The sequence below is a fragment of the Staphylococcus muscae genome (assembly GCF_003019275.1).
Taxonomy (GTDB): Bacteria; Bacillota; Bacilli; order Staphylococcales; family Staphylococcaceae; genus Staphylococcus; species Staphylococcus muscae.
In genome coordinates this window covers 1,158,119-1,181,005 of record NZ_CP027848.1, presented here as the reverse complement: position 1 = coordinate 1,181,005, position 22,887 = coordinate 1,158,119, and the positions used below count along the sequence as shown (strand labels likewise).

The window sequence follows — 22,887 nt, the reverse complement described above, 5'->3', positions numbered from 1 at the left end:
CAAATGTTGTAGGGTCCTTTTTATAATATTATAGATATGATGAGCATCAGCGTTAAGGTCAACCATGCGGATAGATGATGTAATAACAATCCACAGTAGTCATGCAAGTATGAGCGTGCACGATAACGTAATGGGGAGTTAGCGCCATAGCCATTGGCAGAAAGCTTGGATTGTTGTGCGATACGTAAAGCACGCATAAGATGGAAATCACTCGTCACAATGGTACAGTGACTGTCAGGCTTTATAAGCGGTTGACTATATGTGATATTCTCCTGTGTATTCGTCGATTGAGCTTCTAATAGAATATTCGCTTTTGGCACCCCTTGTTCGATTAAATAGCGTTGCATTGCCAGTGCTTCTGAGATAGGTTCATCCGTCCCTTGCCCTCCACTGACAACCCACTTCGTATCCTTGTGTGAAATATTAAGAGCAGCATCAAGTCGTGCTTGTAATAGTGGAGAAACTTCATCTGTTTCAATCCCTGCACCGAGTACTAACAAAGTATCAGGCGCTTTTTTAGGATGGGTATGTCTTAAATACCACGAAAAAAACAAATAGTAAGGGAAGCTCAACAGAAAAACAAGTGATAGAGCACATAACAATTCAAACCAGAAGCGGATGAATGTTGGCATGATTGTTGAAAGAAGAAGACTCCCAACACACAGACTTATGATAGCTATGATATAACAACTCAAACGCCACAAAAACCATCTGCCATCTTGTTGCTTTAATAGGATATTTCGTTGTTTTATCAAAAGAACGGTGAATAAAATAATTATTACTAATATGCCTTCATATGGGACGAGGTGTGTTGTAATACTGATCCATGCAGCAAAAACATTTATCCATAAAATCACTTGGAAAGGAATTAATGGGCCGTGTTTCCATGGGATATATTTCGCCATACATAAAAGAATAAGATATAATAATGTCATAATTGAATGTATGATGCCCATGTTCAAGCTCCTTTATTAAAAATATATAGTCCATCATACTAAACTTTTTTGGTATATTGATAGGGATTTACAGTTTCTTTATTAAGAAATGATTGATGAAGGTAATGCGTTATGGGATTGAAAAACAGAGGAGTGCAAGCCATGTCAAATCATGACATTATGAATCAACATATTCGTTTTATGGGGGAATTCATGACGAATATGAACGCCTTGACAGCAGGTGTGTTAAAAGATTTACGTGAGCAATACGCTATATCAAATGAACAGTCAAGTGTCTTATTGATGTTGTCACATGAAAAGGCATTAACACTGACAGAGATTACGATACGACAAGGGGTTAACAAAGCAGCAGTCAGCAGACGTGTCAAAAAGCTTCTAGAATTAGAGCTTGTACAGTTTGCATATACGAATGATGATGCAGATCGACGATTAAAATATGTAGAGTTGACTGAATATGGGATGGACTTCGTGCATGACTCTCGAAACCTTATAACAGAGTTAGCGACAGAAGTTTTATCAGATATCCCACAAGATGAAATAGAAGAGACACGTGCAGTTTTAGAGAAAATTGATACACGTTTGAAAGGACTTGTACGGAAGAGTGCAACCTCCAATCACCCAGAGTAAAGCGGTTTTTATTTTGTTTTGGTTGGCAAGTCTTAGGGTGAGATGTTATCTTTAGCATTCATGACGATGCGATATGTGTTTGACTACGATAAAAATGGAGATGGAACTATGAAGCAATGTCCTTATTGTCACAAACAACTGAATAAACAACAAGTATGCCAGCAGTGTCGACTACAAGTACATTTTGCTGTGGATCCACCATCTAAAAATAAACGTTCTAAGACACCGAAAACAGAAAAAGATAAGTCGTCAGAAAAAGGTACAAAGTCTATAAGAAAATGGATTCCGTTCATTATTATAGGATTTATTACGTTTTTATTATTAATCTTATTTTTACTGTTACGAAATTTTAATTCTCCAGAAGCACAAGCTAAAATTTTAGTAAATGCAGTAGATAACAATGACACGGCGAAAGTCTCAAACTTGATCAGTACGAAACAAAACAAAGTTGGACGTCAAGAAGCAGAACGATATATTGCTTACATTAAAGATGAAATGGGCATCAAATCTTTTGAGAAGGAAGTACTACAACATGTAGAACAATTTGATGAAGATTCTCCTGTATCCTATACTGTTAAGACCGATAAAAATCAAGATGTCTTACACATCAGTAAAAATGGGCGCCGTTATTTAATTTTTGATAATTTAAGCTTTCAAGCACCGATGAAAAAAGCAGTGTTAAAATCAGATACAGAAGCAACGTATGAGTTTTCTGCTAATGGCAATAACAAGAAAGTGATGGGCAAAGGAAAAGAAGTGGTTGAAATTGGACGCTACATTCCCGGTGACTATGTGCTGGATGCAACAAAAACAACATCACGTGGTACATATAAAGGTAAGCTAAAGTTTAATACTGGTTCTAGTGATCATGATACAGTCAATGCCGCTGAAGACTTTGAAGAAGCACGAGTGAAGGTACATTTGAAAAATGGGGATGCATTAGATGAAGGTACACGAAAAGTAGTGATTAATGGAGAAACTTTAAATGTGTCTAAGGATGGCACGTATGGACCATTCCCATTGAACAAAGCAATGAAAGTCACTGCTCAAGGTGAAATACAAGGGAAAAAATTTAAAGCATCATCTCAAACAATTGCAGAGAAAGATGTTAAAGATACAAATGAAGTCACGGTTGAATTTGATGGCCAAGCAATTGAAAAATACAAAAAAGAGCAAGAAAAAGATATGAAAGAAAAAGTGAATGATTTTATCAAAAAATATATATCTGCACGCAATAAAGCGAGTCAAAACAACCGCATTGCTGATCTTAAACCCTATGTGCTAGAAGATACTTATTTTTATAAATCAATGACGGCAAATCTATCAAAACAGAAGCCTCTTCAAAATCCAAAAGTGACGTATATTAATAAATCTAAAGGTTTTTATTCAGTGATTGTAGAAGCAGAAACGAAACAAGGTGATGCTGTCCGTTCACATTATTTGTTACAAGATGGAGAGCATGACCAAAACTTTAAAATCGTCAACTACGAAGCATATTAAAAGTCGTAGTGACGATTTTTTCTTACAATCATTTTTCAGTTTCTGCTTGCATTTTATAATGACTTTTGAGATGTTGACATTGACTAGATGAAAAGGGGTTGAAAACTATGACAACATTTACAGAAAGATTATTTCACCGCGTTGAACCAATTTGGCAAAGTTATTTGGAACATCCATTCGTAAAAGGAATTGGCGATGGAACGCTGGATAAAGAAAAGTTTAAGCACTGGTTAAAACAAGACTATGTATATCTTATTGATTACACACGTCTGTTTGCTTTAGGTGTTACAAAAGCACGAGACTTAAAAACAATGACATTATTCGGTACACTCGTTCATGAAACGTTACATACTGAAATGCAATTACATAGAAATTACGCTGCAAAATTTGGTATTTCTGAACAACAATTAGAAGAAACAGCACCTGCCAGTACGACAACAGGTTATACAAGCTATATGTTAGACCATGCGCAACGTGGTGATATTGCACATGTAATCGCAGCGGTGCTTACGTGTACTTGGAGTTACAACTATATTGGTCGTGCGTTGAATCAGAGGGAAGGCGCATCCGAACACCCATTTTATGGAGAATGGATTCAAACGTATAGTGACGATGCATTTACTGAACTCTCTGATGAATTAATCAAGATGATGGATCATATTGCTGAAGGTAAAAGTGAAGCGGAATTGCAAGCGTTAGAAGATATCGTTGTGCGAACAAGTTATTATGAGTATATGTTTTGGGATATGGCAGAACGTCAAGAAATGTGGCCAGTAGAAGATAAGAAGATGAAATAAAAAAGTCGAATCGGGTATATGCTCGATTCGACTTTGTCACATTTATAATCGTGTACCAATTTTTCGATTACGGAAAAATAAACTAATGAGATATAAGAAAGCAGCAATACCTGTATAAATAATCGCATTATGCACAGCATTTGACTCGGCGAGCAGTGAAGTTGCTTCTATATTACCGACTAAGGCTTGTAATGGTTCAAGTGCACTTGCCAATTGTGTAGCAGCATCACGAATAATGAATAACAAGATAACTGGTATCAATAAGACACCTAAAGAAACAATAAAATTTAAGATTTTGAGTAATGTACGATTAAATACAAGCGTCAATATCGCTAAAGTAATATTTACACAGCATAATACGAAAAAGATATTAATCATTGATAATAAGCGAGATAATTCTTCTTCAAAGTTTGATACGTCGATAAGACCTTGATTACCTAGTTGTTGTGTGAAATGTTGGAATTGATGGTAATTCACCGCTTGATTGAGAAAGCTAGATGTAAATAAAGGGTCTCGATACATACTGTACGCTGCCATTGCAGTAAGTACCATGGCGATTAAAGTTAAAATGAAACTTACCCAAGAGCGTCGTTTTTTCGGTTGTCTCGTGTAATAGATCTTCTGTGCATCACTTAAGGTTGATTGATTCATAAATAGCCTCTTTTCTGTAAGCATAGTAGTATAAACAGTCCACAATAATGCTTCATTATATTATAAGATATGAATCTTTCAAAGTTATTATACAAGATTTAGCGAAAATGAAAGGGATTATGATAGACTATACAAGAATCATGGCTATATTCAAAAGTGTGAATAAAAGCATAGATTTCTCTTTAACACACTTTCAATTATAGATATAGCTCATTATAATGGGTTTATAATAAAAATAAAGTGAGGGATCGTATTGAAACGAAATATTATGAGTAAGTTAATGGGGCGTTATCTGTCTCATCAACGACATATGAAATTTAAGACAGAGCCAGAGATAGAAGCTTTTTTAGATAAACGTCGTGCGTTAAACGAAGAAAAGCATAAACAACCCGACCAGATTAATATTAAATCTAATCTCGTTAAAGATATGTTTGATGAGATGCAAGTCTTTCGTTTTAATTTCGGTCATCACATTAAGAATAAAATTTTATACATTTATGGTGGTACGTTCGTATTACAACCATCTGCATTTCATTGGCGTTTTATGGACAAGTTGGCATACGAAACATTACACGAAGTTGTAATGCCAATCTATCCCAAAGCACCAACTTACACATATCGTGAGACACATGCTGCAATTGAAGAAGCGTATCGTCGCTTATTGAAAGAAACAGAACCTGAAAATATCGTGATTATGGGTGATGCATCTGGTGCGAATATGGGATTGAGTTTTGTGCAACATTTATTAAAACAAGATGAATTACCATTGCCAGGTAAACTGTACTTAATCTCGCCATGGTTAGATTTATCATTGTCTAATCCCGATATTACAGAACAGGTACAAAAACAAGATCCAATTCAAAACATTTTTACACTGCAACAAATTGCGAAAGTATGGGCAGGTGATTTAGAACGCAAAGATCCTCGTATTTCTCCAATGTATGGTAGTATGCGTGGATTACCACCTGTATATATGTTTGGTGGAACGAGTGAAATCTTCTACCCTGATATGTGTCAGCTACGCAACTATTTTGAAGCAGAGCAACAGCCATTACATTTCTATGAATACAAAGATATGGTAACGGCATTTCCTCTTTATCCAATTGTGGAATCACATAAAGTGTTGAAACAAATTCGCAAAACAATCGATCAATAAATAAGTTTTAAAAGAGCTGATAATACGTTTTTACGTATTTCAGCTTTTTTTACGAACCTTTTTATGAAAAATTCAAAAAATTTCCGTGCAATTAATAAAAATATTTAGTAAAATAACTCTTATATAAAATTTTAGAAATAAAGTAGTTAATCAGTGGAAAAATTGTCAAAGGATATTTTCACTTTAGTAAACAAGAGGTTGGGAAGAAAAACTTACTCATTGAACACTGACAAACGAGGTTGTGAAAGGAGCGTTTAGGAATTAAGCAGAATGAGAGCAGTGATTAAAATTGCTTTTCAAATTTTAAAAAGCTGCGAAATTCTGTCGAAAGTCCTGCTCATTGAACACTGACATTCGGTTTCCTAGTGTACAAATTTGTTTTATCTCAACCCCTTGAATTTTAAGACTAAGAGGAGAGATTCCATGGATTTGTTGATTGGTACATTATTTTTGATTTTGGTTTTAGTTATTTTTACGTTATTTACTTACAAAGCACCGAATGGGATGCGCGCGATGGGGGCGTTAGCGAACGCTGCAATTGCGACTTTTTTAGTTGAAGCATTCAACAAATATGTTGGCGGTGAAGTACTCGGTATTAAATTTCTAGGTGAGTTGGGAGATGCAGCAGGTGGTTTAGGCGGTGTGGCAGCAGCTGGATTGACTGCACTTGCGATTGGTGTGTCACCTGTATATGCACTTGTAATTGCTGCGGCATGTGGTGGTATGGATTTGTTACCTGGATTCTTTGCAGGGTATATCATTGGTTATTTGATGAAGTATACAGAAAAATATGTACCAGATGGTGTGGATTTAATTGGGGCAGTTATCGTGGTAGCACCGCTGGCACGTTTGATTGCTATGGGTTTAACACCAGTGGTTAATAATACATTATTAAAAATAGGGGATATTATTCAAAGCTCAACAGACACGAACCCAATATTTATGGGAATTATGCTTGGCGGTATTATTACCGTAGTAGGTACGGCGCCACTGAGTTCTATGGCGTTAACAGCATTGTTAGGATTAACGGGTGTACCGATGGCAATTGGTGCGATGGCAGCCTTCAGCTCAGCATTTATGAATGGGACATTGTTCCATCGCTTACGACTTGGTGATCGAAAAGATACGATTTCAGTGAGTATTGAACCGTTATCACAAGCGGATATTGTGTCAGCCAATCCGATTCCTGTCTATTTAACGAACTTTGTAGGTGGGGCAGCTGCAGGTCTTGTGATTGCGCTATCAGGCTTGATTAACGACGCCACAGGAACTGCAACACCAATTGCCGGTTTTCTCGTGATGTTTGGTTTTAATGATTGGACAACGGTTGTTATGTATGGTGTTGTAATGGCAGTGATTGGCTTCATTTCAGGATTGTTAGGCGCTATTGTCTTCAAAAATTATCCTGTTGTTACAAAAAGAGAGATGATTGCGCGTGGTGCTACTGACGCATAGGTTGAAAGGCCGATTGCCATTTGGTTAATCGGCTTTTTTGTACTAAAATTCAGCAAAAGCTTGTATTGATGGGAAAGATTGTTATAGTGTAAATTAAACCAATGTCAAAGGATGAAGGGGATGGTAAGGATGAAATTAGGACTGATTGGTATTGGAAAAGTAGGGAGTCAAATTTTAACAGATATTCAATATTTGAATTTGTTTTCTGAAATTGTTGTTATTGATACGAATGAACAGTTAGCAAGGGGAGAAGTTGTAGATCATCAGCATGCGCAAGGATTAAAGTCAATGAACCGTATTCAGATTAAATGTGGTGATTATCAAGATCTATCTGATGCAGATGTTGTGGTTGTAACCGCAAGTGTTGAAACCGATCCAAATATGCCTGATCGAACAGCGTTGACAAAAGGGAATATTACAGTAGTTACGGATATTATGAATCGTATCAATCATGTGACACAGCAACCGTTGATTATTTTTGTATCGAACCCAGTGGATACGATGACGTATATCGCAACACAAGTTAATGATTATCCAAATCATAAAATTATGGGAACAGGTACATTGTTAGAAAGTGCACGTTTTAGAACTTTAATTGCAGATCATTTTGAGATTGATCCGAAAAGTGTTGAGGGCTTTGTGATTGGAGAACATGGACAACATGCGGTGCCTGTGTGGAGTAAAACAACAATTGCAGGCATGCCATTGGTAGAGTTTGAGTCACTCTCTAACAAACCTAAAATTGACCGTATGTACATTACACAACAGATTGATAAAGTATCTTTTGATGTGTTTCACGATAAAGGGTGGACGAATGTAGCAATTGCAAAAACAACGGTAGAATTAGTGAAAAGTTTGATATTCAATGAAAAGTCAATTTTGCCACTAACATCTTTAGCATCGAATGGCTATTTAGCAGTAAGTTTACCAACATTAGTGACACGTCAAGGAATCGAGCAAGTCTTTGAAATTGTATTAGATGCAACAGAACAAGAACAGTTTGAACAGGCGCAAGCCTATATTCATCAAACGATTGACACACATTACAAACGTTGATGCAAAACCACCGAACAATGAGCGAGTATGTTCATTGTTCAGTGGTTTTTGTTTATTTACGTGGAATACCAATTTGATGTCCACGTTGTTCGGGCCATTCTTGTTTGCCTTGTGATGTGTAATAGTGAGTGAGTTGTTTGTAAATGTCATCCGGATAAGGTGCTGCACGACGTGTATTGTAATCAATCCCCATCATCATCGTTTCTCCAGTAGCACATAGTGTATCTGTTTCCGTATCAAATAATTCCATAAAAAAGTGCGTTCGTTTGTTGTCATAGTCGTATATACGAACCTTTACATCAATCGTATGATCTTGTTCCACCTCGCGTAAATAGGTGATGTGTGTTTCAAGTGTGAACACCGTATAGTTACGTGCTTTACGTTCGGCAGTTGTTAACCCAATTTGATCGTGAAAATGATCGATTGCAAGGCTAAAAATACGTGCATATTCTGCATCGTTCATATGCCCATTTCGGTCAATCCAATCAGATTCTACATATGTATGGTCGATAAAGGGATAATTTAACATAACAATCACTCCTTCTGTTTCATTGTATTTTAAATATAGCATGAAGCAGTATGAAAAAACATTAAAGGTTGCGCTAGTAAGGAACCGTGTTATATACTTTAAAACGTAACGATTACGATTTAATAAAGGTGGGGCTATCAATGATAGAGAAAAAAGTACCAGTCACGGTGTTGAGTGGTTATTTAGGTTCTGGAAAAACAACGTTACTGAACCATATTTTGAATCATCGTGAAGGACGTCGTATTGCGGTGATTGTCAATGACATGAGTGAAGTAAATATCGATAAAGACTTAATCGCAGATGGTGGCGGGTTATCACGTACGGATGAGAAGCTTGTTGAATTATCGAACGGTTGTATTTGCTGTACGTTGCGTGAAGACTTGTTACGAGAAGTAAAAGCAATCGCAGAACGTGGCGGTATTGATCAAATTGTGATTGAATCAACAGGTATTTCTGAGCCAGTTCCTGTGGCGCAAACTTTCTCTTATATCGATGAGGAAATTGGTATTGATTTAACAGAGTTGTGCCAATTGGATACGATGGTAACAGTAGTGGATGCACATCGCTTTATGAGAGATTATCAATCTGAAGACTTATTATTAGATCGAGATCAAGCAGTTGCTGAAGAAGATGAACGTACCATTGCAGACTTACTTATTGATCAAATTGAATTCTGTGATGTGCTAGTACTGAATAAAACGGACTTAGTTTCTGAAGATGAATTAAATCGATTAGAAGCGATGTTGAGAAAGTTACAACCAACAGCTAAAGTGATTAGAACTGTTAAGGGTCAAGTTGACTTAGATGAAGTTTTAGATACAGGTCTCTTTAACTTTGAAAAAGCAAGCCAGTCTGCGGGGTGGATTCAAGAATTAGAAGCAGGCGGTCATGAAAACCATACACCAGAAACGGAAGAATATGGTATTTCATCTTTCGTCTACAAACGACGTCTGCCATTCCATGCAGAACGCTTTAATGATTGGTTGGAAAACATGTCTAAAAATATCGTGCGTGCTAAAGGTATTGCATGGTTAGCACAATACAATGAGGTGGCGTGTCTTGTATCACAAGCGGGAAGTGTTGTTGATATTCATCCAGTGACTTACTGGGTAGCAGCAATGCCGAAAGCTGAACGTGGCGCTATCCTTCAAGAGCGAGAAGATGTACGTGCGGATTGGGATCCAGAATACGGAGACCGCCAAACACAACTTGTTGTCATTGGTATTGATTTAGACGAAGCAGCTATTACAAAAGAACTTGATGATTGCTTGTTGAAAGCACATGAAATTGATGCAGATTGGTCACAATTAAAAGACCCATACGGTTGGCAAATTAGACGCCAAGCATAATAGAAAAGCACGATGCCAGTATAAAGTGGCATCGTGCTTTTTTAACTTTATGGTCTGAATGACTCAATGAATAATGTAATAATCGGTACGCCGAGTAAGTCAACAAGGAAGGCACCTACAATTGGTACAACCAAGTACGCGCGTGGTGAATTACCAAACTTTTTCGTAATGGCATCTAAGTTTGCCATCGCATTTGGTGTTGCACCAAGTCCGTGACCGATGAAACCACCAATCATTACGGCTGCATCGTAGTCTTTTCCAAGTAAGCGGAAGACAACGAAAATAGAGAACAATGTAACGAAAAGAATTTGGAATAACACGATCACTACAAGTGGTAATGCAAGGTTATAAATTTCAGTTAATTGAATACTCATCAATGCAAGTGATAAGAACACACTTAATGAAATGTCGCCAATTTGGTTTGTTAATTTCAAATCAACAAGGTTTAAGTTGAAGAGTTCTGAAATATTTCGAATAATAACAGCGATAAACATAGATGCTACATAAAGTGGGATGTTAAACCCAGTTGCAGCACTGAATTGCTCACCAAGATATGTCCCTAATGCCATACAGAATAAAATAATTGCCATTTGAATAAAGAATACTTCGTTTAATGAGAAGTTTTTGTGTAAACGTTTGTTAATATCGATTTCTGAATAATCTTTTTGTACGGCATTAATGTTGCTCGGTGCTAAATCATATTTTTTAATGAGATAGCGGACAACCGGTCCACCTAATAAACCGCCTGCAACAAGCCCCAATGTTGCAGCAGCAAGTGCAGCTGTAACAGCTGAATCAATCCCGTAGTTTTGAATTGTTTGACCGTATGCTGCCGCATTACCATGTCCACCTTCCATTGACATCGCACCAGCAGTTAAGCCAAGAAGTGGGTCGATATTTAATAACTTAGCCACAGATACACCGATGACGTTCTGGAATGTTGCGAGTACACCACATAAAATCCAGTAAACGATCAGTACTTTTCCACCTAATTTTAATAGTTTGAATGATGCACCAAGACCGATTGTTGTGAAGAAAGCTAACATAAAGAAGTCTTGGAAAAATTTACCGTCTAATTGAATTTTAAGAACACCTGTTGACGATAAGATAGCCGAGATAATCGCAAAAATTAAGCCACCAATAACTGGTGCTGGAATGCTCAAGCGATTAAAAATCTCAACCTTATTGATGATTGCTTGCCCAATAATGAGTAACAGACATGCGATAAATAATGTTGTAATACTATTTAATTCGATCATACTATGTATTCCCCCTTAGTTGTGAATTGAGAAAAGGCTTACAATACCACACGATACCATTATACTTTTTAAGAAATAAAAAATCTATATCAAAATGAATATTTGGTATAATTATGTAATTTGTAAAAATAACTGATTCTCAAATCATACCATAAATATACATATGTGATTGGAATATTCAGGAATAGTGCGCTGTTTACTAAAGTTAGGGTGTGTTGTGAATGCCTTTATTTTTGCGATACATCGTAGGCGTTACGCCGAAAAACTTTTTGAATGCTTTTGAAAACATCAATGGTTCGTGGTAGCCAACACGTGCGGCAATTTCTTTACTTTGCAAGGATGTTTCGTGGAGTAATTTTGCAGCTTGTGACATCCGGAGTTGCATCAAATAACTTTGTGGTGATTGATCTAAGTTTTGTTTGAACAACTTATAGAGATAACTGCGACTGATGTTGACATGACGTGCAACTTGTTCAATTGTGATGGCTTGCATGTAAAATCGATTCATATAGCGAATAGCTTCTCTTACATTTTCGTAAATACCTGCTTCTTGTTGGTCGAACTTTTTAGGTGACACTTGATAAAGCGCATAGAGTAAATTGTATAAGTCACTCATATGTTGAATGTCATCCGATTGCTCAATTGTGTAACTCTGTGCCGTGTAACACATACGTTCTACTAATTTTGAAATTGTACTTGTGTCAGTATGTGTAATGACGGGATTATCGATGAGTTGTGTTCGATTCAAATAGTCGTTGACTAGTTGCCCGCTAAAACCGACCCAATAATATATCCAAGGATCGTCTAGAGAAGCAGTGTAGTTTACATTCATTCCACGTTGTAACAAAAAGATATCCCCTGTTTCTAAAAAATGGGTTTGCCCGTTATAACTGAAAGTACCGCTTCCAGACATGACAACATGAAGTACGGCATGCTTAGTCACCTGATACTCATAGCCTGTGTGTGGCGTACCGACTTCAATGCCACACTCATCAATGTTTGCTTCTATGTATTGTTTTTTAAATTTTTTCCATAATAATTGCATTCATTCTACCATCCTGATCCATCCAATATATGGAAACATTTTAGCATATATTTTCATTATAATTGAATATAAATTTTAATATTTTTGTGCTAAATTTCTATGGTAAAAAAATAATTAAAAGAGAGGATTCAGGAGAGAAATTAATGGTTGAAAGACATTTTAAAATGTTGAAAAAAATAAAAGATTATAGTTGGATGGAGCGATATCATCTGCCTTACAGCAGCCATCAAGAATACTATCGTCATCCCGCCATCCATCAAATACATGCAATAACTGTACTGTGTGGTGAGTGGGAGTTAAATAATAATCATGTGGAAAAATCAATCAGTTATACAAGGGATTTTCAAATTAAAGACTATGATCATAGTAAGGACTACTTTCTAGATACACATCTGTTATCTCAAGAAATACGTCTATGTCTGAATGGAAAAACAATTGTAAACACAAGGGAATCTAAAGATATGTATAACATCACACACGCTATTCATTGTGGGCTTAATACGATGACTGTTTATGTGAAACCTCATTTTATGTTAGAACAATTGGAACAGTTATGGGTGATTGAACGGACTAACGATCGAATTGTCAATTTTGATGTGGCGGTTCAGAATATGTGTGAAGACAAATGCTTACATATTAAATTGCAGATTACGAATATTGAAGGTGCACCGATTCCGACATATACGTTAGTTGATTCACAAGGGAAGTCATTGTTATCAGGTGATATTCATTTGGATCGTGTTAATGATATTATTTTGACGTATGATGACATAGAGCGGTTACAAGAAGAACGATATCAACTCTTTATAGACACAGAAGATGAAACCCTCGTTCAGACGATCGAAATACTTGAATAAGATAATATTTAAGAGCGTTACAATGGAGCTTTTCATAAGTTTTCGGCGTACGCTTATATTATGATATGCTACCTTGCAATGTATAGTACTGGGTGCTATACTTTAATTAAATCTACTACTATACATTGATTAGTACTAGTTAATGCATATTGAGGTGAAAATATGAATGTACAGTTTAAGAAGGGTGCGCTAGAGATGATTGTTCTGCTCATCATTAAACGTGCACCACAATATGGTTATTCTTTAGTGCAAAATATTTCAAGGCATATGTCAATTGCAGAAGGGACGGTTTATCCGATATTAAGAAGATTGGTAAAAGAAGGATACTTGTCGACTTATTATCAACCATCCACTGAAGGACCGGCACGAAAATACTACCAGATGACACCTGAAGGGTTAGAGCGTTTGAAGGAATTGCGTATGCAGTGGGAAACATTTGCTGAAGTTGTATCAGTGTTTATCAAGGAGAGTGAGGAACAATGACGAAGAAAGATTATTTAAATACGCTATATCATCATTTGAAGCGTCTTCCAGAACAAGAAAAGCAAGAGATTGTCGCAGAGTATGATAATCATTTTATCGAAGGGATACACGATGGGAAGACAGAAGAAGAAATTATTGCGACATTAGGAGATCCAAAAGTGATTGCAAAAGAATTAGTTGCAGATTCAGCTGTGGCACAAGTGGAAGAAACGGGTGGCGCACGTAATTTACTCGCAGCGACGTTGTCAGTGATTGCGCTAAGTTTCCTTAACTTTGTGATTATCTTAGGACCAGTATTAACAGTGTTCGGCCTTTTAATAGGCTTGGCAATTACAAGTATCGTGATGATTGGATTGCCTGCATTTTTGCTATGGGTTCATTTCTTCTATGAGAATATTCAACTCGTTACGCCAGATTGGTATGCCGCACTTGGATACTTTGGCTTAGGATTAGTTCTTTATGTATGTTGTTTTTATCTTACGAAGTGGACAGTGATTTTATTAATTAAGTATTTAAAATTCAACATCAAACTTGTGAAAAGGAGTGCACAATGATGAAAAAATTCAATCTTATCGTTTTAATTCTAGGACTTGTATTTGTGCTCGTTGGGACGATTGGGGCATTCTATTATTCAAAAGTTGATAATAAATATGAAGAACAAGAGGTTAATGTATCGCGAACATTCGATTCAAAAGAGATTAAAAATATTGATATAAACTTGAAAAAAACACATTTAAGTATTGTTGCTGGTGAGACATTAAAGTTAGAAGGACACGGTGATGGGCAACAACCGAATATTACGACTAAAGGGGATACATTAAAGCTGGAACTAGAAGGGAAAGAAAACATACAAGCGAATGTGAACGTGAATCCTTTCCATATTAATAAAGGTGCCAATTATACATTAACAGTGCCTAAGTCTGAGTTGTCTCGTTTGAACATAACGAGTGAATGGGGAGCTGTCGATGTTGAAAAACTCAATACGAAACAAATGGCAGTTAAGATGAACAAAGGTGCTTTTGATATAGAGGACAGTCGAATTGATAAATTAGAGGGACAATTGACATATGGTGCCTTTGACTTAAGCGGCTCACAATTGGAAGAAGTGATGATGAAGGTGCGTAAAGGGAGTGCGACGCTTGATGATGTACCAGCTGATATTCCAATGACATTAGATAATCAGCTTGGGGAAATCGATGTAACATTTGCGAAAGCACTTCAAAATGTCAGTATCACAACGAAAAATAGTGATGGCAATGTAGACTTAGAAGAACTTACTCATTACACATCAATCATGCAGCAAAGTGAAGAACAAAGTAATGTCATCAAAATTATCAACAATAAAGGTACTGTGACGTTATTAGATTAAGAATGAAGTGAGAATAGAAATCTAGCAAAGGTGACTGAGGTAGAAAGTTTTAAATATACTTTCGTCTCAGTCACCTTTTGTCTTAAGATGTACTTCACTAAATGGCTTGTATAGGTGGCATCTTCATCCGTTCTGCTCAAGACCAAACCGCTTCTCTCACAACCTCGTTGTACGCCAAGTTTCATCTGGGTGTTGATGATCACGTACCCGCATATGTGATACAAAAGGATTACCTTTTACAGTGAAACGCAAAGGTGCATCTGTCCATTTTCCTTTATTTGGAATACCAATACGAGGGCTTTCTTCAATTTCTCTCGGATATTTTCTGTTTTTCGTATCAATCTTTAGACGGCCTTCGTTAAGGCGTGTGCCGTCAATTGTTCTAGGAATAGACATTGCTGTCGTAAACTTACCGGGACCATTGGTAACTTCGTAGCCACGCTTCCCCCGATTGCGAATCATCGCTTCTAGTCCTTCTTCAGGCTCAATCGCACGTATTAAAACACCTTCGGGAATACCTTCAGGCTGTGTGACGAAGTTGATAAGCAAATAGCGATGCATCATATGACCGTAAATCGTACCCCCTTCACGATATAACGAGTGCACACGAGGTGTATGTTTGCCTTGATAACTATGAGCTGCTTGATCAATAGTACCAAGATAAGCTTCTGTTTCTACAATATAACCAGAAAAGGTTTGGGTAGGGGATTCATAGATTAATTTGACGCCAAGTAAAGATTTGGCGATATCTATCGTAGAGTGTGTAATAAAATCCATTAGAGACTCCTTAAAAACATATTTATAATGATTGTATCGAATATGCGACATGTTTCCAATAATTGCAGATGATTCATCACTTTATAATTATTGTTTTTTATGCGAAGAAATATGATAAAATTTGAGATGTAAAAGGTAATGAAGGAGGAAAATATGATGCATGAATTTCCACGAGTGGGGTTTGTAGAAGCATTTAAACTTTTTTGGACAAACTATGTGAATTTTAAAGGGCGTAGCCGACGCAGTGAATATTGGTGGGTAGCGCTATGGCATATGATTATTACAGTGTCAATCTCATTAATTGCAGTCATCATGATTTTCGTTCCAAAGATTGGTCCTTTTATTGCGCTACTATTATGGCTTTTAATTGGATTGTATAGTTTGGCTGTCCTTATTCCTAACTTGGCACTGCTTGTACGTCGCTTTCATGATCGCAGTATGTCGATGTTGATCCCTATTTTGGGATTAGTGTTATCAATCATTTATAACGTAGTATATTTTATCGGTATGTGGGATTCAGGGATTTTGTTTTCACCTGAAGCGGTTGAAGAATCATCATCAGTATTTTCGGCAGATTCAGGCTGGTTTATCGTTGCAGGGATAGTGATTGTTATCTTGTTTATCGTACAAATTATTACATTTATTATTACGCTGCTTGATAGTAAAAAAGAAGCTAATCAATATGGTCCATCACCGAAGTATACAGAACAAGCCACACAGTCAAACAATCATCATGATGAAATAACAACAGAGAACACGGCATTACTAGATAAAGATGCCAAACCTTTGACTGATTTGGATGAATTGGAATCACAACATAGAAAACCACAAGATGATCCATATAAATATTAAATGAAGTTGTGGAAGAAGTGTTTAGGAGTTGAGCAGAACTCAAGCAATGCGTAAAATTGCGCCACACACAAATTTAATATCGCAAATCGCAGGTTACAAACGAATCGTTTGGCCTGCTTTTTTCTTGCAATATGTGTCTTATATATTTGACATAACGACTAAATGTCGTGTATATTTGACATAACGGAAGTCGGTTGCGCATCGCAAAGGGCAGAATTGGGAGGCTATCATGACACAGGTGAATAGAGTAAAAGCATATCGTGTCGCAAAAGGCGTATCGCAGTTGGAACTCGCACGGCGTGTAGGTGTATCAAGACAAACAATTAATATGATTGAGAACGATAAATACAATCCAACGCTGAACTTATGTATTCGGATTGCGGAGACATTAGATGTCACATTAAATGACTTATTCTGGGGGGAGAAATAATATGAGCATGTATAAAAAGTTTGCTGGCTTGACATCAGAACCGGATGAATATCAAAAAAGTAAAATTGATGAAACGCTCGCATTGGCTAATATTATGGGAATGCTTGGTTTAGGACTGTTAGCAACATTGTCACTATTCATAGATTTTGAGATGAATCAACTATCTGCCTTTACGATTGGTGCACCTGTATTATTATTTATTATTGGGTTACGAAGTGCGACGCTAATGAAAGATTATTCAAATCATAAATTGTATGTAGGTACAAAAGAAGAGGCACAACAACTGAAACGTCATTTAAAGAAAAAGGGCTATTTATATATAGTTTTAATATGGTTGTACGTTGTTATTTCTATCAACATATTAGCTCCTATATTAACAGGGCAATTGCCATATTGGCACCGATCAGAAACACTCAATACATTGATGATAATAGTCGTTCCAAGTATTATTTTAACGCCTTCATCATTGAATAATAAAGTGAAGGTGAGAGGGGATGAGTGACATGAAGTTTAAACAAGAACTATTAAATATATTTAATGGTGAACAAGTTAAAGATGAATATGAAATCCAACATTCTCGACATGTGCAAGCAGGAAACTTTGTCTGGTTTTTCTGGGGACTCATTATTCTCCTTAATATCTCTATTTGGATAAAGATTTTCTTACAACAAAACATTGTAATCGAAGCGTTAGGATTGTTGTTGTTTCTTAGTATTACTTTTTGGATAGAACTCAATTTAAGGAAATATCGCGCAAACAATACAGAAGTGGACGATCCACAAAGTTATGTGCAAATGATCAACAAGTTACGACGTGGTGCGGTACTTTTTGGTATCTTGATGTTCGTTGGGATGACACTTGTGGAAATATTACTTTATATGGCCTTATCAGATGGTCAATTACCAGTACAACGCATCATGTTCATATTAGCAGTTATGATTGTTTGTTCGATATTAAGCACTATCGCCATTTATATGTATGGTAAAAAGAAAATAGATAAAACTTATAAAGATAAGTAAAGTTGTCCTTTTGACAAATTAAATTGTCAAAAGGATGATTTTTATATACAATATAAATAACAAAGTAAAGGAGGGAAGACAATGTCATTAAATATTTCTCATGTGACAAAAAGATTCAAAAGTTTTACAGCAGTTGATGATATCAATTTGACATTAGAAAAAGGAAAGATGTTAGGTTTTCTCGGGCGTAATGGTGCAGGTAAAACAACAAGCTTCCGGATGATTCTAGGGTTAATGGAGCCGACAGAGGGAGAAATTACATACGAAGGTAAAGCGATTACGTCAGATATGTATGATGTGATCGGATATTTGCCAGAAGAACGTGGCTTACATCCGAAACTGACTGTAAATGAAGAACTCACATATCTTGCGACGTTAAAAGGAATGAAGCCGAAAGCGATCAAACAAGCAATTGATACGTGGTTGACGCGCTTTGAAATTACTGAAAATAAAGATAAAAAGATCGAATCCCTATCAAAAGGGAACCAACAAAAAGTTCAATTGTTGGCGAGTATTTTACATGAACCTGAGCTATTGATTTTGGACGAACCTTTTAGCGGTTTGGACCCTGTTAATGTGGAATTACTTAAAGGGGCGGTAAAAGAATTGAATGCGAATGGATCAACGATTATTTTCAGTTCTCACCGTATGGAACATGTGGAAGAACTGTGTGATGATATCTGTATTATGAATGCTGGGAAAATGGTTGTTCAAGGACCGATACATGAAGTGAAGGAAGCGTTTGGTTATAAGCGAGTGGCGATTGAAGCAGATTATGATTTGACTGAACTTGCGACATATCCTGGTGTTGTGAAGTATGAACAACTGGGCGAAACAACTCATTTAACGATTGATGATGTGGCCGTAGCAGAATCGTTGTTTGTGTATGTACAGCAGCATGGATTTGTTCGTCGCTTCCAAGTATTAGAACCAACAATCAATGAAATATTTATTCAAAAGGCAGGTGAGCAACATGTCTAAATTTTTAGCAACTTTTCGACTGACATATATCAATAAAATTAAAGCAAAGTCTTTCATTATTACGACACTTCTTATGGTGTTATTGATTGTCGGTGGTGCGAATATTGATAAGATTGTGAGCTTGTTTAATGGTGATGATCATGGAGAACAAGTGGCAATTGTGACACAAAATGATGGCGTGTATGATGCGATTCATGCGCAAGGAAAACTCATCGACAAAAATATAGAATATCAACATTTGTCTAAAGAACAAGCAACGAAGGCATTGAAAAAAGATAAAGTGGACTATGTTGTGGAAGTGACGCAAACTGAGCAAAAACAGTTAAAAGGAACAATTATTGATACGGAACATGTATCTAATGATGATAAAGCAGCATGGCAAGTAACACTCTCTCAAATTCAAAAAAGTATGGTGGCACAAGGTTTAGACTTGTCGCCAACGGAGTTGCAACAGTTACAAGCTGAGAGCCAAGTAACCGATAAGATGATAGGTGAAAGTGGAAAAGATGGGAATCAAGACGTATCAGAGATGGAAGAAGTCATATCTAGTGTGATGGTAAGTATCTTGAATGTATTAATGTTCTTTATTGTTGTAAACTACGCTAACCAAGTGGCAATGGAAGTAGCAACTGAGAAGACATCACGTGTATCTGAGATGATTATTACAAGTGTGAAACCGGTTGTCCATATCGCTGCAAAAGTGCTAAGTGTGATTGCAGTTTCATTAACACAATTGCTTGTTATCGCCGTAACCGGAATTGTGAGCTTTTATGTATTTAACTTAAGTGAAAAGCTGGGCAAAATTGATTTTGAATGGACAGCACATTTAAAACGCTTGTTAACATTTGGTATTGCATTCTTTATCATCAGTATCATTTCATTCATCATATTGGCTGCGATACTTGGTAATATGACAGCACGTATTGAAGATATTTCGCAATCATTAATGCCGGTAACACTCTTAATGATTGGTGCATTTTATGCAGGTACTTTCGGTGCAATGAATCCAGAACATATCATTGTACGCATATTAAGCTATGTACCATTCTTCTCGCCATTTGTGACGTTAACGAGGTTATCACTACCAGGCACGCCAACGATGGAAGGCATCATTGCAATTGCGATTCATATCGTATTAATTATTGTTCTCGCATGGCTTGCTGCGAAAACATATAAAAATGCGGTATTAACATTTGAAAAAGGGATCGTTGCATCATTTAAACGTGTCTTCCAAAAAGAAATGCATTCGTAAAAATGAGCCAACACCCAATTTCGCACATATAGATGCGGGATTGGGTGTGATATTATATTGACGTATTTCAGGATATTACAAATCAACAGAAGCTGATATAATAAGGGTAAAGAATATGAGGTGATGAGATGCATTTTGTCTACGCAACGACGATTTTCATTTTAGCGGGCTTATGCGAAATAGGTGGTGGTTACCTCATATGGTTATGGCTGCGTGCGGATAAGCCAATGTGGTTAGGTTTCTTGGGGGGCATTGCATTGATACTATATGGTATCGTTGCAACGCTGCAAACTTTTCCAACATTTGGGCGTGTCTATGCGGCGTATGGTGGCGTTTTTATCGTCTTGAGTCTCATGTGGGCTTATTGGGTCGATAAGGAGCCACCAGATAAGTTTGACATCATTGGTGGTATCATTTGTTTGATTGGTGTGCTAGTGATGGTTTTACCTTCTAGGGGTTGAGGAGTGAAAAGGAGTACGAGTCTGTATGCATGTTATTATTGAGCAACAAACGAACGGAATTGAATTGATTAAGATTAGTACGAAAAAAACAAAGGTTGTCTTCTCGAACTACGGTGCAAGCATTGTAAGTTGGAAAATAGATGACAACAACATTGTTTTGGGGAATGCGGTAGAAGCAGATGAATTTTACCCGTCACATCCTTTTTTCTTTGGGGCAGCAGTAGGGCGTTATGCGGGTCGCATTGAGAATGGACAGTTTATTTTGAACGGGCAGTCATATCATGTGGAACAAAATGATGCGCCCCATCATTTGCATGGGGGTAGTAACGGTCTATGGCAGCACCTTTTTGAATATGAAGTACAGGAAGATCATGATGAAGTACGTGTAATTTTTACTGCAAACTTACAAAGTACGACAGATCATTTCCCGGGTGATATTGATGTAAAAATTGTGTATACATATGACACAACGGATACGTGGACGATTGAATATTTTGCGAAGTCAACAGAAGATACGTTATTTAACCCAACGAATCACGTTTACTTCAATCTAAATAGAGATAACAAAGTCATTGATAATCATGAAATAACGAGTGATAAGTTATATATGTTTCCATTGAATGCGGTTGGTATGCCTGAACAGGATGTCATTGATTTAGGGCGTTACTTCAATACGAAATCGCTCATGCTGGATACAATTTTTACATCAACTGAACCAGCAATTGCGGAACAAGTTGCGAAGGTAGGCGGGTTAGATCATCCTTTTGAAGTGCATGAAGGAAAGCTGATTGTGTCTAATCAAGATTGTGAACTTCATGTCGAGACGGATATGCCGCAAATGGTACTTTATACTTTCAATGATCCAACTGGCTGGGGAAGTCCAATGAATATTTATAAACCACACTCAGGGATTACGATTGAAACGCAAAGTTTACCGAATGATATTAATGTATATGGTGAAGAAGCGGCTTCAATCTTACCCGCACATACGCCATTTTACTCAAAAACATCTTATCAGTTAAAGTTAAAGTCTTAAGTTGTCAGTATAAGTTAAGGATTGTAAGGGGATATTACAGAAAGAGGTGACATAGATGCGCAATCGACTTAAAGAGTTGCGAGCGAGAGATGGTTATAATCAAACACAACTTGCACAAAAAGTAGGTGTTTCTCGTCAGACCATTTCGTTAATAGAACGTAATGTATTTGTGCCATCTATTGTGACAGCCATGAAAATTGCCCGTGCATTTAATGAACCGGTAGAACATGTGTTTATTTTTGAAGAGAAAACAGTGGAATAAAATCTTTGCAGAAGAGAATGGGAGGGCCACATGGATACGAAACAATTGAAAAAAATGACATTAGAACAGGCGGTTGCACGTATTGAAGATGGTATGGTACTAGGCATTGGTACTGGCAGTACGATTGAATTGCTCGTGCCAGAAATTGGGAAGTTAGTCAACGATAAAGGATACAAATTGACGGGAGTTTGTACGTCCAAAAGAACAGAAACTCAGGCGAAATCACTCAATATACCAGTGATGCACGTCAATGATGTGACGCATATTGACCTAGCAATTGATGGTGCAGATGAAATTGATCCACAGCTGAATTTGATAAAAGGTGGAGGTGCTGCGTTATTCCGTGAGAAAGTCATTGATGAGATGGCTGAACAGTTTGTCGTATTGGCAGATGAGACGAAACTCGTTGATTATTTAGGACAAACATTTAAGTTGCCTGTCGAAGTGGATTGTTTTAATTGGCGTCTTGTCTTACAGCACATTGATGCGCATGTTGAAGGAACGGTTGAATTGCGCATGACAGATGGAGAACCACTCGTAACAGATAATGGGAATTATATTTTGGATGTGCATTTAACAGAAAAGACGGATCCTTATGCACTTCATGAATTTTTAATTCATTTAACGGGAGTCCTAGAAACGGGCTACTTCTTAGATATGGCTACGGAAGCAATTGTTGGTACACAACAAGGTGTGAAAGTGTTGAAACATTAATATGTATATATATA

At 36.9% G+C, this 22,887-nt stretch carries 27 protein-coding genes and 1 pseudogene; 21 read left to right on the top strand and 7 right to left on the bottom strand.

What is annotated here, in order from left to right:
• Nucleotides 1-20: 20 nt before the first annotated feature.
• Entirely contained in the window at nt 21-632 is a 612-nt protein-coding gene (locus C7J88_RS05995; protein WP_159031407.1) for a YdcF family protein, read from the bottom strand.
• Between the two features lie 465 nt (nt 633-1,097).
• Here C7J88_RS05995 and tcaR point away from each other — a divergent pair, with 465 nt between their 5' ends.
• The 3 genes from tcaR to tenA all read left to right on the top strand — a co-directional run bounded on the left by tcaR (nt 1,098) and on the right by tenA (nt 3,880).
• The gene (tcaR, locus tag C7J88_RS05990; protein WP_095117720.1) at nt 1,098-1,583 is read left to right on the top strand and encodes a MarR family transcriptional regulator TcaR; all 486 of its coding nucleotides are present in this window, start codon (nt 1,098-1,100) and stop codon (nt 1,581-1,583) included.
• 108 nt (nt 1,584-1,691) lie between these two features.
• Nucleotides 1,692-3,083 (top strand): membrane-associated protein TcaA, encoded by a 1,392-nt coding sequence (tcaA, locus tag C7J88_RS05985; RefSeq protein ID WP_095117719.1) that lies wholly within the window; start codon nt 1,692-1,694, stop codon nt 3,081-3,083.
• A 107-nt stretch (nt 3,084-3,190) separates the two neighbouring features.
• Nucleotides 3,191-3,880 carry a thiaminase II gene (gene tenA, locus C7J88_RS05980; protein ID WP_095117718.1) on the top strand — a complete coding sequence of 230 codons (690 nt, stop codon included), beginning with the start codon at nt 3,191-3,193 and terminating at the stop codon, nt 3,878-3,880.
• 42 nt (nt 3,881-3,922) lie between these two features.
• Here tenA and C7J88_RS05975 read toward each other — a convergent pair whose 3' ends face one another.
• Entirely contained in the window at nt 3,923-4,531 is a 609-nt protein-coding gene (locus tag C7J88_RS05975) for a hypothetical protein (protein WP_095117717.1), read from the bottom strand.
• A gap of 253 nt (nt 4,532-4,784) precedes the next feature.
• Between C7J88_RS05975 and C7J88_RS05970 the strand changes: the two genes are divergently transcribed.
• Nucleotides 4,785-5,687 (top strand): alpha/beta hydrolase fold domain-containing protein, encoded by a 903-nt coding sequence (locus tag C7J88_RS05970; RefSeq protein ID WP_095117716.1) that lies wholly within the window; start codon nt 4,785-4,787, stop codon nt 5,685-5,687.
• A gap of 422 nt (nt 5,688-6,109) precedes the next feature.
• Here the strand turns inward: C7J88_RS05970 and C7J88_RS10635 are convergent.
• Nucleotides 6,110-6,202: pseudogene (locus C7J88_RS10635) on the bottom strand (hypothetical protein); the annotation flags it as partial.
• Between C7J88_RS10635 and C7J88_RS05965 the strand changes: the two are divergent.
• Both C7J88_RS05965 and C7J88_RS05960 read left to right on the top strand, forming a co-directional pair.
• The gene (locus C7J88_RS05965) at nt 6,192-7,142 is read left to right on the top strand and encodes a PTS sugar transporter subunit IIC (protein ID WP_308671643.1); all 951 of its coding nucleotides are present in this window, start codon (nt 6,192-6,194) and stop codon (nt 7,140-7,142) included. The pseudogene C7J88_RS10635 and the gene C7J88_RS05965 sit on opposite strands and share 11 nt — an antisense overlap.
• A 129-nt stretch (nt 7,143-7,271) precedes the next feature.
• On the top strand, nt 7,272-8,198 hold the full coding sequence (locus C7J88_RS05960) for a lactate/malate family dehydrogenase (protein ID WP_095117714.1): 927 nt from the start codon (nt 7,272-7,274) through the stop codon (nt 8,196-8,198).
• A 52-nt stretch (nt 8,199-8,250) separates the two neighbouring features.
• Here C7J88_RS05960 and C7J88_RS05955 read toward each other — a convergent pair whose 3' ends face one another.
• Nucleotides 8,251-8,727 (bottom strand): thioesterase family protein, encoded by a 477-nt coding sequence (locus C7J88_RS05955; RefSeq protein WP_095117713.1) that lies wholly within the window; start codon nt 8,725-8,727, stop codon nt 8,251-8,253.
• A gap of 140 nt (nt 8,728-8,867) precedes the next feature.
• Between C7J88_RS05955 and C7J88_RS05950 the strand changes: the two genes are divergently transcribed.
• A complete protein-coding gene (locus C7J88_RS05950; RefSeq protein WP_095117712.1) occupies nt 8,868-10,076 on the top strand; it encodes a GTP-binding protein in 1,209 nt (402 codons plus the stop codon).
• Nucleotides 10,077-10,123: 47 nt separating this feature from the next.
• Here the strand turns inward: C7J88_RS05950 and gltS are convergent, their stop codons facing one another.
• Entirely contained in the window at nt 10,124-11,335 is a 1,212-nt protein-coding gene (gene gltS / locus C7J88_RS05945) for a sodium/glutamate symporter (protein WP_095117711.1), read from the bottom strand.
• A 205-nt stretch (nt 11,336-11,540) separates the two neighbouring features.
• The gene (locus tag C7J88_RS05940) at nt 11,541-12,380 is read right to left on the bottom strand and encodes an AraC family transcriptional regulator (protein ID WP_095117710.1); all 840 of its coding nucleotides are present in this window, start codon (nt 12,378-12,380) and stop codon (nt 11,541-11,543) included.
• Between the two features lie 143 nt (nt 12,381-12,523).
• Here C7J88_RS05940 and C7J88_RS05935 point away from each other — a divergent pair, with 143 nt between their 5' ends.
• From C7J88_RS05935 to C7J88_RS05920, 4 genes are all read left to right on the top strand, one after another.
• A complete protein-coding gene (locus C7J88_RS05935; protein ID WP_095117709.1) occupies nt 12,524-13,237 on the top strand; it encodes a hypothetical protein in 714 nt (237 codons plus the stop codon).
• A gap of 162 nt (nt 13,238-13,399) precedes the next feature.
• Entirely contained in the window at nt 13,400-13,720 is a 321-nt protein-coding gene (locus C7J88_RS05930; protein WP_095117708.1) for a PadR family transcriptional regulator, read from the top strand.
• A complete protein-coding gene (locus C7J88_RS05925) occupies nt 13,717-14,274 on the top strand; it encodes an HAAS signaling domain-containing protein (RefSeq protein WP_095117707.1) in 558 nt (185 codons plus the stop codon). The genes C7J88_RS05930 and C7J88_RS05925 overlap by 4 nt, the downstream gene beginning before the upstream one ends.
• Entirely contained in the window at nt 14,274-15,089 is an 816-nt protein-coding gene (locus tag C7J88_RS05920) for a DUF4097 family beta strand repeat-containing protein (protein WP_159031406.1), read from the top strand. The genes C7J88_RS05925 and C7J88_RS05920 overlap by 1 nt, the downstream gene beginning before the upstream one ends.
• Nucleotides 15,090-15,245: 156 nt before the next feature.
• Here C7J88_RS05920 and C7J88_RS05915 read toward each other — a convergent pair whose 3' ends face one another.
• A complete protein-coding gene (locus tag C7J88_RS05915; RefSeq protein WP_095117705.1) occupies nt 15,246-15,866 on the bottom strand; it encodes a DNA-3-methyladenine glycosylase in 621 nt (206 codons plus the stop codon).
• A 156-nt stretch (nt 15,867-16,022) separates the two neighbouring features.
• Between C7J88_RS05915 and C7J88_RS05910 the strand changes: the two genes are divergently transcribed.
• From C7J88_RS05910 to rpiA, 10 genes are all read left to right on the top strand, one after another.
• The gene (locus tag C7J88_RS05910; RefSeq protein ID WP_095117704.1) at nt 16,023-16,718 is read left to right on the top strand and encodes a DUF805 domain-containing protein; all 696 of its coding nucleotides are present in this window, start codon (nt 16,023-16,025) and stop codon (nt 16,716-16,718) included.
• A gap of 229 nt (nt 16,719-16,947) precedes the next feature.
• Nucleotides 16,948-17,148 (top strand): helix-turn-helix transcriptional regulator, encoded by a 201-nt coding sequence (locus C7J88_RS05905; RefSeq protein ID WP_188595412.1) that lies wholly within the window; start codon nt 16,948-16,950, stop codon nt 17,146-17,148.
• A gap of 1 nt (nt 17,149) precedes the next feature.
• The gene (locus tag C7J88_RS05900; protein WP_095117703.1) at nt 17,150-17,650 is read left to right on the top strand and encodes a hypothetical protein; all 501 of its coding nucleotides are present in this window, start codon (nt 17,150-17,152) and stop codon (nt 17,648-17,650) included.
• Nucleotide 17,651: 1 nt separating this feature from the next.
• On the top strand, nt 17,652-18,167 hold the full coding sequence (locus C7J88_RS05895; RefSeq protein ID WP_095117702.1) for a hypothetical protein: 516 nt from the start codon (nt 17,652-17,654) through the stop codon (nt 18,165-18,167).
• Nucleotides 18,168-18,248: 81 nt separating this feature from the next.
• On the top strand, nt 18,249-19,148 hold the full coding sequence (locus C7J88_RS05890) for an ABC transporter ATP-binding protein (protein WP_095117701.1): 900 nt from the start codon (nt 18,249-18,251) through the stop codon (nt 19,146-19,148).
• Nucleotides 19,141-20,400 (top strand): ABC transporter permease, encoded by a 1,260-nt coding sequence (locus C7J88_RS05885; protein WP_095117700.1) that lies wholly within the window; start codon nt 19,141-19,143, stop codon nt 20,398-20,400. Before C7J88_RS05890 ends, C7J88_RS05885 begins: the two co-directional genes overlap by 8 nt.
• Before the next feature lie 128 nt (nt 20,401-20,528).
• A complete protein-coding gene (locus C7J88_RS05880) occupies nt 20,529-20,861 on the top strand; it encodes a YnfA family protein (RefSeq protein ID WP_095117699.1) in 333 nt (110 codons plus the stop codon).
• A gap of 25 nt (nt 20,862-20,886) precedes the next feature.
• Nucleotides 20,887-21,897 carry an aldose epimerase family protein gene (locus C7J88_RS05875; RefSeq protein WP_095117698.1) on the top strand — a complete coding sequence of 337 codons (1,011 nt, stop codon included), beginning with the start codon at nt 20,887-20,889 and terminating at the stop codon, nt 21,895-21,897.
• 55 nt (nt 21,898-21,952) lie between these two features.
• Nucleotides 21,953-22,159, top strand: coding sequence for a helix-turn-helix transcriptional regulator (locus C7J88_RS05870; RefSeq protein WP_095117697.1), 207 nt, complete (start codon nt 21,953-21,955; stop codon nt 22,157-22,159).
• Between the two features lie 30 nt (nt 22,160-22,189).
• On the top strand, nt 22,190-22,873 hold the full coding sequence (rpiA, locus tag C7J88_RS05865; RefSeq protein ID WP_095117696.1) for a ribose 5-phosphate isomerase A: 684 nt from the start codon (nt 22,190-22,192) through the stop codon (nt 22,871-22,873).
• The last annotated feature ends 14 nt before the right edge of the window (nt 22,874-22,887 follow it).

Excerpts from the sequence above, each read along its gene's own strand:
- C7J88_RS05890 (WP_095117701.1), top strand. The coding sequence starts at position 18,249 with ATGTCATTAAATATTTCTCATGTGACAAAAAGATTCAAAAGTTTTACA.
- C7J88_RS05960 (WP_095117714.1), top strand. The coding sequence starts at position 7,272 with ATGAAATTAGGACTGATTGGTATTGGAAAAGTAGGGAGTCAAATTTTA.
- C7J88_RS05885 (WP_095117700.1), top strand. The coding sequence starts at position 19,141 with ATGTCTAAATTTTTAGCAACTTTTCGACTGACATATATCAATAAAATT.
- C7J88_RS05930 (WP_095117708.1), top strand. The coding sequence starts at position 13,400 with ATGAATGTACAGTTTAAGAAGGGTGCGCTAGAGATGATTGTTCTGCTC.
- C7J88_RS05955 (WP_095117713.1), bottom strand. The coding sequence starts at position 8,727 with ATGTTAAATTATCCCTTTATCGACCATACATATGTAGAATCTGATTGG.
- C7J88_RS05905 (WP_188595412.1), top strand. The coding sequence starts at position 16,948 with ATGACACAGGTGAATAGAGTAAAAGCATATCGTGTCGCAAAAGGCGTA.
- C7J88_RS05995 (WP_159031407.1), bottom strand. The coding sequence starts at position 632 with ATGCCAACATTCATCCGCTTCTGGTTTGAATTGTTATGTGCTCTATCA.
- C7J88_RS05920 (WP_159031406.1), top strand. The coding sequence starts at position 14,274 with ATGAAAAAATTCAATCTTATCGTTTTAATTCTAGGACTTGTATTTGTG.
- gltS (WP_095117711.1), bottom strand. The coding sequence starts at position 11,335 with ATGATCGAATTAAATAGTATTACAACATTATTTATCGCATGTCTGTTA.
- C7J88_RS05975 (WP_095117717.1), bottom strand. The coding sequence starts at position 4,531 with ATGAATCAATCAACCTTAAGTGATGCACAGAAGATCTATTACACGAGA.
- C7J88_RS05910 (WP_095117704.1), top strand. The coding sequence starts at position 16,023 with ATGCATGAATTTCCACGAGTGGGGTTTGTAGAAGCATTTAAACTTTTT.
- C7J88_RS05925 (WP_095117707.1), top strand. The coding sequence starts at position 13,717 with ATGACGAAGAAAGATTATTTAAATACGCTATATCATCATTTGAAGCGT.
- tcaR (WP_095117720.1), top strand. The coding sequence starts at position 1,098 with ATGTCAAATCATGACATTATGAATCAACATATTCGTTTTATGGGGGAA.
- C7J88_RS05950 (WP_095117712.1), top strand. The coding sequence starts at position 8,868 with ATGATAGAGAAAAAAGTACCAGTCACGGTGTTGAGTGGTTATTTAGGT.
- C7J88_RS05915 (WP_095117705.1), bottom strand. The coding sequence starts at position 15,866 with ATGGATTTTATTACACACTCTACGATAGATATCGCCAAATCTTTACTT.
- C7J88_RS05900 (WP_095117703.1), top strand. The coding sequence starts at position 17,150 with ATGAGCATGTATAAAAAGTTTGCTGGCTTGACATCAGAACCGGATGAA.
- C7J88_RS05940 (WP_095117710.1), bottom strand. The coding sequence starts at position 12,380 with ATGCAATTATTATGGAAAAAATTTAAAAAACAATACATAGAAGCAAAC.
- C7J88_RS05875 (WP_095117698.1), top strand. The coding sequence starts at position 20,887 with ATGCATGTTATTATTGAGCAACAAACGAACGGAATTGAATTGATTAAG.
- C7J88_RS05965 (WP_308671643.1), top strand. The coding sequence starts at position 6,192 with ATGCGCGCGATGGGGGCGTTAGCGAACGCTGCAATTGCGACTTTTTTA.
- C7J88_RS05895 (WP_095117702.1), top strand. The coding sequence starts at position 17,652 with ATGAAGTTTAAACAAGAACTATTAAATATATTTAATGGTGAACAAGTT.
- rpiA (WP_095117696.1), top strand. The coding sequence starts at position 22,190 with ATGGATACGAAACAATTGAAAAAAATGACATTAGAACAGGCGGTTGCA.
- tenA (WP_095117718.1), top strand. The coding sequence starts at position 3,191 with ATGACAACATTTACAGAAAGATTATTTCACCGCGTTGAACCAATTTGG.
- C7J88_RS05880 (WP_095117699.1), top strand. The coding sequence starts at position 20,529 with ATGCATTTTGTCTACGCAACGACGATTTTCATTTTAGCGGGCTTATGC.
- C7J88_RS05870 (WP_095117697.1), top strand. The coding sequence starts at position 21,953 with ATGCGCAATCGACTTAAAGAGTTGCGAGCGAGAGATGGTTATAATCAA.
- C7J88_RS05935 (WP_095117709.1), top strand. The coding sequence starts at position 12,524 with ATGGTTGAAAGACATTTTAAAATGTTGAAAAAAATAAAAGATTATAGT.
- tcaA (WP_095117719.1), top strand. The coding sequence starts at position 1,692 with ATGAAGCAATGTCCTTATTGTCACAAACAACTGAATAAACAACAAGTA.